Source organism: Plantactinospora sp. CA-290183 (assembly GCF_050936375.1).
Lineage (GTDB): Bacteria > Actinomycetota > Actinomycetes > Mycobacteriales > Micromonosporaceae > Plantactinospora.
In genome coordinates this window covers 22,105-31,696 of record NZ_JBNJMX010000034.1, presented here as the reverse complement: position 1 = coordinate 31,696, position 9,592 = coordinate 22,105, and the positions used below count along the sequence as shown (strand labels likewise).

Sequence of the window (9,592 nt, the reverse complement as noted above, 5' to 3'; positions counted from 1 at the left end):
CCGGAACCTCAAGAACGCCGGCCTGCCGAAGATCTTCGCCGGGACGATGAAGCGCGGCGCGCAGGAGTCGGCCGGAAAGGCCAACGAGACGCATGCCGCACGGGTCGGTGACGCCCGGGCCCGCCTCGACGAGGCGAGCCGCGCGGTGCGGGACGAGGAGAAGATCTCCCTGGAGCTGCCCGGGACCAACGTACCGGCCGGGCGCACCGTCTTCCTCGGCGAACGGATGCGGGTCCGGTACGGCGACCGGCCCCTCTTCGCCGGCGACGGCGTCGACCTGACGATCCGGGGTCCCGAGCGGATCGCGCTGACCGGCCCCAACGGTGCCGGCAAGTCCACCCTGCTGCGTCTGGTCACCGGCGACCTGGCGCCGGAGGGCGGTTCCGTCAGGCGGGCCGACGGCCGGATCGGCTATCTGTCGCAACGGCTGGACCTGCTCGACCCCGACCGCGCCGTGGCGGACAACCTGGCCGCGTACGCGCCCGGGATGCCGGAGGCGGAGCGGATGAACCTGCTCGCCCGCTTCCTGTTCCGGGGCTCCCGGGTACACCTGCCGGTCGGGGTGCTCTCCGGTGGGGAGCGGCTGCGCGCCACCCTGGCCTGCGTACTCTGCGCCGAGCCGGCCCCGCAGCTGCTGCTGCTGGACGAACCGACCAACAACCTCGACCTGGTCAGCGTCGGCCAGTTGGAGAGCGCGCTCAACTCCTACCAGGGCGCGTTCGTGGTGGTCAGCCACGATGAACGGTTCCTCGCCGAGATCAGGGTGGGCCGCTGGCTGCGGCTCGCCGAGGGCCGGTTGCGGGAGACGGGAGCACCGGCGCGGACGTGAACCGCCGGACCGCCGGGCCGGGTCAGCGGCGTTCCCGCCCGTGGGCCGGCGGGTGGTCCGGGGCCGGTTCGACCACCAGGCCCGCCTGGTAGACGGCGATCACCACCTGCACCCGGTCCCGCGCCCCCAGCTTGGCGAGGATGCGCCGGACATGGGTCTTCACGGTCCACTCGCTGACCGTCAGCCGCTGGCCGATCTCCTCGTTGGTCAGGCCGGTCGCGATCAGCAGCGCGACCTCTCGTTCGCGGGCGGTGAGCGCGTCGAACGCCCACGCCGGCCGGTCCGCGCGGGCGGCCGGCGTGCCGGCGTGCCGCGCGATGACCCGTCGGGTGACCGCCGGGTCGAGCAGCGCCTGCCCGGCGGCGACGACCCGGATCGCCCGGCGCAGCTCGGCCGGGGCCACGTTCTTGAGCAGAAAGCCGCTGGCGCCCGCGCGGAGCGCGGCGAAGACGTACTCGTCGAGGTCGAAGGTGGTCAGCACGATCACCCGGGGGAACGGGTCCGTGCCGTCGCCGAGGATGAGCCGGGTCGCGGTGATCCCGTCGGTGTCGGGCATCCGGACGTCCATCAGGACGACGTCCGGCCGGAGGTGCCGGGTCAGCTGCACGGCCTCCGCACCGGTCCGGGCCTCGCCCACCACGGCGAGGTCGTCGGTGCGTGCCAGCAGGGCGCGCAGCCCGTCCCGGACCGGTCGTTGGTCGTCGGCCAGCAGGACCCGGATGCTCATCCGGCCGTACCCGGGGTGGGCAGCCAGGCCTCGACCAGGAACCCGCGGTCGGGGGCCGGACCGGCGCGCAACCGCCCGCCGAGGCTGCGGGCCCGTTCGGCCATCCCGGCGAGGCCGTTGCCGGCGGGCGCGACCGTCTCCGCCGGGCGGTCGGCGCCGTCGTCGCGGAAGCTCAACCGCAGTTCCTCCCCGGACGTCTCGACCCGGAGGACAGCCCGTCGGGCGCCGGCGTGCCGGATGGTGTTCGTCAGCGCCTCCTGGCAGATCCGGTACGCGATCAGCGCCGTTGCCGCCGGCACCGGCGCGGTGGCGCTGACCCGCACCTCCAGCTCCACGTCGGCGGCGGCGGCCGTCTCGCGCAACCGGTACAGGTCGGCCAGTCCCGGCACCGGCGATCGCGGTGGTACGCCGTCGGCACGGTTGGCGCGCAGCAGCCTCACGGTGGTGGCGGTCTCGCGCAGGGCCTCGTCATGCGCGGCCAGCGCCGCCGCGACGGCCCGTTGACAGGCGGCCGGATCGGCCGTGACCGTCTCCTCGGCCAGCCGCAGCTGGAGGCCGATCACGACCAGGCTGTGCGCGGCCACATCGTGCAGGTCCGCGGCGACCGCGAGGCGTTGTTCCGCCATCTGCCGGTCGGCCTCCCGTCGGGCGTCGTCGGCGGCCCGGGCCAGCCGGGCCTGGACCTCAGCCGCCCACCGGCGGCGCTGCCAGGCGGCCTCGCCGACCGCCAGCGCGAGCCCCACCACCGCCAGGCTCTGCAGTTCACCCACGGTGACCAGGAACGGGGTCTCCCGCTCCACCAGCGTTCGCCAGATGACCGCACCGGCGCCGAGCACGACCGCGAGTACCGCCGCGGTGCGCACGTGCCCGGAGGCCGCGGCAGCGAGGTACGGGATCAGCAGCGGCCAGTCCAGCCCGATCGCCGGTACCCCGACCGAGTGGTAGACCACCACCGCGGCCACGGACGCGGCCAGCGCGGCCACCGGAAACCGGCGCCTTGCGAGGTGCAGGCCGCCGAGCACGGCGCCGAGAGTCCAACCGGCCGACCCCGGCGGGGCACTGGCTGGCTCGACCGCGATGTCGGCGGCCACCCAGACGGTTCCGGCGACCAGCAGCGCGGTCCCGGCCTCCCACCAGACCGTACGGCTTCCTCTCACCGGTGCCCCCCGGTGTGCGGGGAGGCGGCTGTCCCGGGTGCCCGCACCTGGTCCTCCGTTCCGGGTCCGATGACGACGAACTGTCCCATCATCCCCGCGTCCTCGTGCGCCAACAGGTGGCAGTGGAACATGTACGGCCCGCGCGGGTCGGGGTGCTGGCCGAAGCTGACCGCCAGGCCCACCACCGAGCCCGGCGGCACGTAGACGGTGTCCTTGCGCCCGGCCAGCCCCGGTGGCGGCGGCCGGCCGTCCACGTCGGTCACCTCGAACGCCGCGTTGTGGATGTGGAAGTTGTGCGGCACGCCCTGCACGTTGTGGATTCGCCACCGCTCGGTGACGCCGAGCGGGACGCTGAAGTCGATCCGGTCCGGATCCATCGTGGCGCCGTTGATGGTGAAGTCGCCGAGCCCGAAACGGCGCTCGTTGCCCGGGTCCGCGCTGATCGGGGCGGCCGCCGGCAGCCGGTCCGGCAGCGCCGGGGAGGGCCGTAGGCGGTCGGCCGCGACGAGCTGGACGATCTCGAACTCGTCGTCGCCGCCGGCCAGGCGGTCGTAGAGCGCGTGGGTGCCGAGGTCTGGCGGCCGGCTGCGCAACAGGGGCCGCTCGCCGGGGCGTACCCGCAGCACCAGCTCGACCCGCTCACCCGGACTGAGCAGGACGTGGTCGACCTCGACCGGGGCGGGCAGCAGCCCGGCGTCCGCGGCCACCAGATGGAAGGCGCGGTGGTCGTGGAACGCCAGGTCGTAGACGCGGGCGTTGGATCCGTTGAGCACGCGCAGCCGGACGAGTTCGGTGCTGACCGGCAGGACGGGGCCCCAGGTGCCGTTGACGAGGATCTCGGAGCCGAGCAGCCCGACGATGTTCACCCCGCCGAAGTCGATCCCGTCGAACTCGAGGGTGCCGTCCTCGGCGATGTTCTTGTCCTGGAGCACCAGCGGGACGTCGTCGACGCCGTACTCCTGGGGCAGCCCCGTGGGCTGGTCGTCGTCGACCAGGATCAGCCCGGCGACGCCCCGGTAGACGTGGTCTCTGGTCGCCCCGTGCGGGTGCGGGTGGTACCAGAGGGTGGCGGCGGGTTGGTCGACCCGCCACGAGGGTCGCCAGGTCCCGCCCGGCGGGATCATCTGGTGTGGACCGCCGTCGGCGACCGCCGGCAGCTCCATGCCGTGCCAGTGCAGCGTCGTCGGCTCCGGCAGGTCGTTGCGGACCACCGGGCTCACCACTTCCCCGCGGGGCAGCCGCAGCGTCGGCCCGAGGTGGCCGCCGTTGACTCCCCAGGTGCGGCTGTGCCGGCCCGGCAGCAGTTCGGTGCTTCCGGTCTGGAGACGCAGGTCGAAGCCGAGCGCGCCGGTCGGTTCCCGACGCGGCCGGGCCAGCGGCGGAATCAACAACCGCCGTTCGAACCGGACCCGGCCCACGTTCCCCCGACCGGCGGTGGCCCAGACGTAGCCGCCCAGCGCCGCTGTCGGCGCGGCGACCGCCAGTCCGGCCACGCCGGCCCAGCGCAGCAGGGACCGTCGGGTGGTCACCGTGGGGCCCGGTCATCGGGGTGCGGGCGGTTGCCTTCGTCAGCGCGTCGAGACATGGCGCCGACGCTAGGGCGGTCCCGGCCGGCCGTCATCGCTCTCCGGAGCGATCCGGGTGCCGGTCAGCACCCGCCCATCGGGCCGAGCCGCGCCCGGCGCTTGCCGTGGCGTAGCGTCGGGGCGATGGACGGCAGGGCGGAGCGGGGACGGCGACTGCCGCTCGCGCCCCGGCCGCTGGACCGGCCCCACCCGTCCCGGCTGGCGCCGGAAAATCCGGAGCGCCCCCGGATCCTGGCCGCGCACGCCGCCGCGCTGGCCGCCGGGGAGGCCGGCTACGCCGATCCGGGCAGCGGGCTGTTCGTGCTCACCGCCGCCTTCCTGGCCGACCGGGGCACCTGCTGCGGCCGGGGTTGCCGGCACTGCCCGTACGTCGACGACCCGGTGCCGGACGGGCCGGAGCGGACGGCGCCGGGCAGCGGCTGACCCGCGGGCCCGGGTACGCCGTGCGGGGTTTCGCCCACCCCGTCCGGCCCGTTACGGTGTCCGACGGACCGCCCGGTGCGGGACACGGCGGCGGCGAACGGGAGGTGGCAGGTGCGCGGGCGACTCGGCCTGGTCGGCGTCGGACTGCTGATGCTGGCCGGATGCGGCGGGGAGGAGGCCGCACCCCGGGCCGACCTGCCGCCGCCGCGTGTGGTGTCGCTGCCCGCCGCGGCGGCCGGCGGCGCCTGCCAGTTGCTGGACTACCCGGTGATCGAGCAGGCCACCGGTGTCCGGTTCGAGGTGTCGGCGGCGAGCCGGCACGGCAAGACCGACACCTGTGTCGTACGGGGCGAGGACGCCGACCGCCCGGAGCTGGCCCTCTCGGTGAGCCCGACCACCGCGGACGCGGGGATCTTCGCCGACGAGGTGGTGCCGAGCGGCGGCAGTTCGGTGCCGGGGCTCGGCAAGGCCGCCTACCGCTCGGTGACGGGCGCCACGACCGGCTCGGGGCCGGGCGTGGAGATCGGCTGGCTCACCGGCGACAAGCGGTTGGTGGCCCTGAAGTACACCTTCCCGAGCGGCGAGGAGCGGTCGGTCGCGGAGGATTTCGGCGCCAAGCTGCTCGCACTGGCCAAGCGGATCGACACCAGCAGCCTCTGACCCCCTCGCGGCGGCCGGCGCCCCTCCGGACCGGGGACGCTGGGACCGGGACGGCTCTAGTGGGCGGCGACGAAGACCCGGGAGGCGACCTCGCGGGGCAGCCGGATCTTGTCGCCGGAGCGGTCGATCGTCACGCCGTCACGCTCCTGGGCGACGGTGACCGTCGCACCCGGGTCGACCCCGGCGGCATGCAACTGCCGGAGCACGTCACCGTCGGTCTGCACGCTCTCGCAGATGCGCCGGACCACGACCTGGCCGGTCAGCCCGGGAAAGGCCAGATTCCGCTCACCGTCGGCGACGATCTCGGCGACCGGCAGCTCGGGATCGGTGCCGAAGGCGTCGAGCCCCGGGATCGGGTTGCCGTACGGCGAGCGGGTGGGGCGGTTGAGCAGCTCGTAGACCTTCCGCTCCACCGAGTCGCTCATCACGTGCTCCCAGCGGCAGGCCTCCTCGTGGGCCTCCTCGTAGGGCATCCCGATCACGTTGACGAGCAGCAGCTCGGCGAGCCGGTGCTTGCGCATCACGGAGACGGCGTGCGTACGGCCGAGCCCGGTGAGTCGCAGGTGGCGCCCGTCCTCGATGGTCAGGAGGCCGTCGCGCTCCATCCGGGCGACGGTCTGGCTGACGGTCGGACCACTCTGGCGCAGCCGCTCGGCGATCCGGGCACGCAGCGGCGGCACACCTTCCTCCTCCAGTTCGAGGATGGTGCGCAGGTACATCTCGGTGGTGTCGACAAGGTCGTTCACGTCAGCGATCCTCCTGGTTAACGATGCTACCTCGGGGTACCGATATTCAGTGTCGGCGAGGCCGGTGGAGCGGGACGGTTCGGGTCCGATGGTGTTGACTGGACGCCGTGTCCGTACCGGATGATCTTCTTGTCCCGGTGACCGGCGTCGCCGTCGACCTGGCGTCGGCCGACCCGCCCACCCTGCTGGACCTGCGCTGGCGGCTCACCGGCCCGCCGGGCCGGCTCGACTACGAGGCCGGCCACCTGCCCGGGGCGGTCTTCGTCGACCTGGACACCGAACTCTGCGGGCCGCCCGGCGCCGGCGGGCGGCATCCGCTGCCCGACCCGGCCGTGCTGGAGCGGGTGCTGCGGGCGGCGGGGGTGCGTGGCGACCGGCCGGTGGTGGTCTACGACGGCGGCGACGGGCTGGCGGCGGCCCGGGCCTGGTGGACCCTGCGCTGGGCGGGGCACCGACGGGTGCGCCTGCTCGACGGCGGCTATCCGGCCTGGGCCGGGTCCGGGCGGCCGGTCTCAACCGAGCCGGCGGCCCCCGCGCCCGGCGACATCACGGTCCGTCCCGGCCAACTGCCGGTGCTGGACGCCGCGCAGGCCGCCGGGCTCGCCGCCGAGGGCGTCCTGCTGGACGTACGGGCGGCTGCCCGCTACCGCGGTGAGGCCGAACCGATCGACCCGGTGGCCGGGCACATCCCCGGTGCGGTCAACCTCCCGACCCCCGGCTACGTGGAGCCGGACGGGCGGTTCCCGGCGGCCGAACGCCTCCGGGGCACCTTCGCCGGGGCGGGTGTCCGGTCCGGGGCGCCGGTCGGCGCGTACTGCGGCTCCGGGGTGACGGCCGCCCAGGCCGTACTGGCGTTGCACCTGGCCGGGCGCCCCGACGCCGCCCTCTACGTCGGCTCCTGGAGCGACTGGCTGACCGACCCGGCCCGTCCGGTGGCCACCGGCGCCGACCCCGGCACCCCGGCGTCCGGGCGCTGACCGCCCCGCCCGCGCGGGTGCGGGCCGGCGGCCACGGCGCTCCCGGGCCGCACGCTCGTCGGCGCGGGCGGTCCGGCGTGCGACGATGGGCGCCATGTCGGACGGCACAGTGGTGATCTGGGACGAGAGCCTGTTGGCCTACGACCTCGGCGATCATCCCCTGGACCCGGTACGGGTCGAGCTGACCATCGCCCTCGCCCGGGAGCTGGGGATCCTCGACCGGCCCGGGGTGCGGGTGCTGGCGCCGACGCCGGCCGACGACGTCGCGCTGGCCCGGGTGCACCGCCCCGACTACCTCGACGCGGTCCGGGCGGCGCCGCACGACCCGTTCTTCTCCGGGTACGGCCTCGGCACCTCGGACAACCCGATCTTCGACGGGATGCACGAGTCGAGCGCCCTGGTGGCCGGCGCCAGCCTGGCGGCGGCCGAGGCGGTCTGGCGCGGGGAGGCCCGGCGGGCGGTCAACGTTGCCGGTGGCCTGCACCACGCCATGCCGAGCCGGGCGTCCGGGTTCTGCGTCTACAACGATCCGGCCGTGGCGATCGCCCGGCTGCTCGACCTCGGCGCGGAGCGGGTGGCCTACGTCGACGTCGACGTGCACCACGGCGACGGGGTGCAGCACATCTTCTACGAGGATCCGCGGGTGCTGACGATCAGCCTGCACGAGACCCCGCTGGCGCTCTTCCCCGGAACCGGGTTCTCGGACGAGACCGGCGGCCCGGGCGCGGAGGGGAGCGCGGTCAACCTGCCGCTGCCGCCGGGCACCGGGGACGCGGGCTGGCTGCGGGCCTTCCACGCCACCGTGCCGGCGGCGCTGCGCGCGTTCCGCCCACAGGTTCTGGTCACCCAGTGCGGCGCGGACAGCCACCGGCTGGACCCGCTCGCCGACCTGCGGTTGAGTGTGGACGGCCAGTTGGCCAGCTACCGGGCGATGCGGGCGCTGGCCGACGAGCTCTGCGACGGCCGCTGGGTGGCGACCGGCGGCGGGGGCTACGCCCTCGTGGAGGTGGTACCCCGGGCCTGGACGCACCTGCTCGCGGTGGCCACCGGCGCACCCGTCGAACCCGCCACCCTGACCCCGCCGGCCTGGCGGGCGCTGGCCCGCTCGCGCCGTCCCGAGCGGGACGTGCCGCTGCGGATGACCGACGACGCGGACGACTCGTACGAGCCGTGGCAGCCGACCGGCGAGCCGGACGGCGTGGACCGGGCGATCCTGGCCACCCGCCGGGCGGTCTTCCCGCTGCTGGGGCTCGACCCGATGGACCCGGCCGTCTGACCGGGCCGCTTCGGCTGCCCCGACGGCCGGTTCGATCGGTCCCTTCGCTCCTTCTCCGGCGTGTCCGGCCGTGTCTATGGTGGCCGTGGCCGCTGAGGTCCACCCTGGACGGGCGGCGTTTGGAGACGCAGTGACAGAGCAGACCGCCCGCCTGACCCGCCGGCGCCTGCTGGGGGTCGGCACCGTGGCCGCCGGCGGCGCGATCGCCGGCGGACTCACCGCCGGCTCTCCCGGCTCGGCCGCCCCGCCCGTCGGCCCGAAACGCCCCGTCCGGACGCCGGTGCGCCCGCCCGCGCTGCGGCCCGGTGACCGGGTCCGCCTGGTCGCACCCGCCCGGCCCGCCGATCCCGCCCTGCTGGCCCGGGGCGTCGAGATCCTGCGCGGCTGGGGCCTGGTGGTCGAGGTGGGCGCGCACGTGTACGACGAGCACGGCTGGTTCGCCGGCACCGACGCGGACCGGCTGGCGGACCTGCGGGCCGCCTTCACCGATCCGGGGATCCGGGGCGTCTTCGCCTGCCGGGGCGGCTTCGGCACCCAGCGGATCGTGGACCGGCTCGACCTGAGCGCGATGACCACCGACCCGCGGGTCTTCGTCGGTTTCAGCGACCTGACCTCGCTGCACGGGCGGCTGTGGCGCGCGGCGAAGCTGGCGACCTTCTACGGTCCGATGATGAACTGGAACGACGGCCGGACCGGGCCGGCGTCGATCGAGTCCCTGCGGCGGGCGGTGATGACCACCGCCCCGGTCACGGTCGCCCGCGACCCGGCCGAGCTGGGCGCCGAGGTGGTGGTGCCCGGGGTGGCGACCGGGGTGCTGCTCGGCGGCACGCTCACCATGCTGACCACCAGCGTCGGGTCGGTGGACTTCCCCAACCTGACCGGGGCGATCCTCCTCGTCGAGGAGGTCGACGAGCTGCCGTACAGCATCGACCGGATGCTCACCCAGCTGCGCCGGTCGGGGGCGTTGGACGGGATCGTCGGGGTCGCCGTCGGGCAGATCACCAACTCGCCCGCCAGCCCGGGGTACGACGTGCCCACGGTGCTCCGGGACCGGTTGGGCGACCTCGGTGTGCCGGTGCTGGCGGGGTTGCCGCTGGGCCACGGACAGCAGCAGCTGACCGTGCCGCTCGGTGTGCCGGCCACCATCGACGCCGCCGCCGGCACCCTGACCGTCACGGCCGGGGTGCGGTAGCGGCCCCGGTGTCGCGGAA

At 75.1% G+C, this 9,592-nt stretch carries 10 protein-coding genes; 6 read left to right on the top strand and 4 right to left on the bottom strand.

All coding sequences use genetic code 11. From position 1 onward, the window contains the following. Positions 1-829 (top strand): ATP-binding cassette domain-containing protein (locus ACQEUR_RS24165; RefSeq protein ID WP_433035294.1); only part of this gene is annotated, 829 nt, incomplete at its 5' end. Positions 830-851: 22 nt separating this feature from the next. Here the strand turns inward: ACQEUR_RS24165 and ACQEUR_RS24160 are convergent. Genes ACQEUR_RS24160 through ACQEUR_RS24150 form a run of 3 tightly spaced genes read right to left on the bottom strand, consistent with a single transcriptional unit; the run spans position 852 to position 4,242 of the window. After that, positions 852-1,556, bottom strand: a complete 705-nt coding sequence (locus ACQEUR_RS24160; protein WP_433035291.1) for a response regulator — start codon at positions 1,554-1,556, stop codon at positions 852-854. Then, positions 1,553-2,713 carry a sensor histidine kinase gene (locus tag ACQEUR_RS24155; RefSeq protein ID WP_433035288.1) on the bottom strand — a complete coding sequence of 387 codons (1,161 nt, stop codon included), beginning with the start codon at positions 2,711-2,713 and terminating at the stop codon, positions 1,553-1,555. The genes ACQEUR_RS24160 and ACQEUR_RS24155 overlap by 4 nt, the downstream gene beginning before the upstream one ends. Then, complete coding sequence (locus ACQEUR_RS24150) at positions 2,710-4,242, bottom strand: multicopper oxidase family protein (RefSeq protein WP_433035285.1); 1,533 nt, start codon at positions 4,240-4,242, stop codon at positions 2,710-2,712. The genes ACQEUR_RS24155 and ACQEUR_RS24150 overlap by 4 nt, the downstream gene beginning before the upstream one ends. Before the next feature lie 180 nt (positions 4,243-4,422). Between ACQEUR_RS24150 and ACQEUR_RS24145 the strand changes: the two genes are divergently transcribed. Both ACQEUR_RS24145 and ACQEUR_RS24140 read left to right on the top strand, forming a co-directional pair. Continuing rightward, positions 4,423-4,722, top strand: coding sequence for a DUF5522 domain-containing protein (locus ACQEUR_RS24145; RefSeq protein ID WP_433035282.1), 300 nt, complete (start codon positions 4,423-4,425; stop codon positions 4,720-4,722). A 111-nt stretch (positions 4,723-4,833) separates the two neighbouring features. Beyond that, positions 4,834-5,382, top strand: a complete 549-nt coding sequence (locus tag ACQEUR_RS24140) for a hypothetical protein (protein WP_433035279.1) — start codon at positions 4,834-4,836, stop codon at positions 5,380-5,382. Between the two features lie 56 nt (positions 5,383-5,438). On the opposite strand, the gene ACQEUR_RS24135 is transcribed toward ACQEUR_RS24140, so the two are convergent. Next, positions 5,439-6,128 (bottom strand): metal-dependent transcriptional regulator, encoded by a 690-nt coding sequence (locus tag ACQEUR_RS24135; RefSeq protein WP_433035276.1) that lies wholly within the window; start codon positions 6,126-6,128, stop codon positions 5,439-5,441. Positions 6,129-6,235: 107 nt separating this feature from the next. On the opposite strand from ACQEUR_RS24135, the gene ACQEUR_RS24130 reads away from it, so the two are divergent. The 3 genes from ACQEUR_RS24130 to ACQEUR_RS24120 all read left to right on the top strand — a co-directional run bounded on the left by ACQEUR_RS24130 (position 6,236) and on the right by ACQEUR_RS24120 (position 9,573). Next, positions 6,236-7,105 carry a sulfurtransferase gene (locus ACQEUR_RS24130; RefSeq protein ID WP_433035273.1) on the top strand — a complete coding sequence of 290 codons (870 nt, stop codon included), beginning with the start codon at positions 6,236-6,238 and terminating at the stop codon, positions 7,103-7,105. Positions 7,106-7,199: 94 nt separating this feature from the next. Further along, positions 7,200-8,381: an acetoin utilization protein AcuC gene (locus ACQEUR_RS24125; protein WP_433035270.1), complete on the top strand. Its 1,182-nt coding sequence runs from the start codon at positions 7,200-7,202 to the stop codon at positions 8,379-8,381. A gap of 280 nt (positions 8,382-8,661) precedes the next feature. Continuing rightward, positions 8,662-9,573 (top strand): S66 peptidase family protein, encoded by a 912-nt coding sequence (locus ACQEUR_RS24120; RefSeq protein WP_433035306.1) that lies wholly within the window; start codon positions 8,662-8,664, stop codon positions 9,571-9,573. The last annotated feature ends 19 nt before the right edge of the window (positions 9,574-9,592 follow it).

Excerpts from the sequence above, each read along its gene's own strand:
- ACQEUR_RS24125 (WP_433035270.1), top strand. The coding sequence starts at position 7,200 with ATGTCGGACGGCACAGTGGTGATCTGGGACGAGAGCCTGTTGGCCTAC.
- ACQEUR_RS24145 (WP_433035282.1), top strand. The coding sequence starts at position 4,423 with ATGGACGGCAGGGCGGAGCGGGGACGGCGACTGCCGCTCGCGCCCCGG.
- ACQEUR_RS24160 (WP_433035291.1), bottom strand. The coding sequence starts at position 1,556 with ATGAGCATCCGGGTCCTGCTGGCCGACGACCAACGACCGGTCCGGGAC.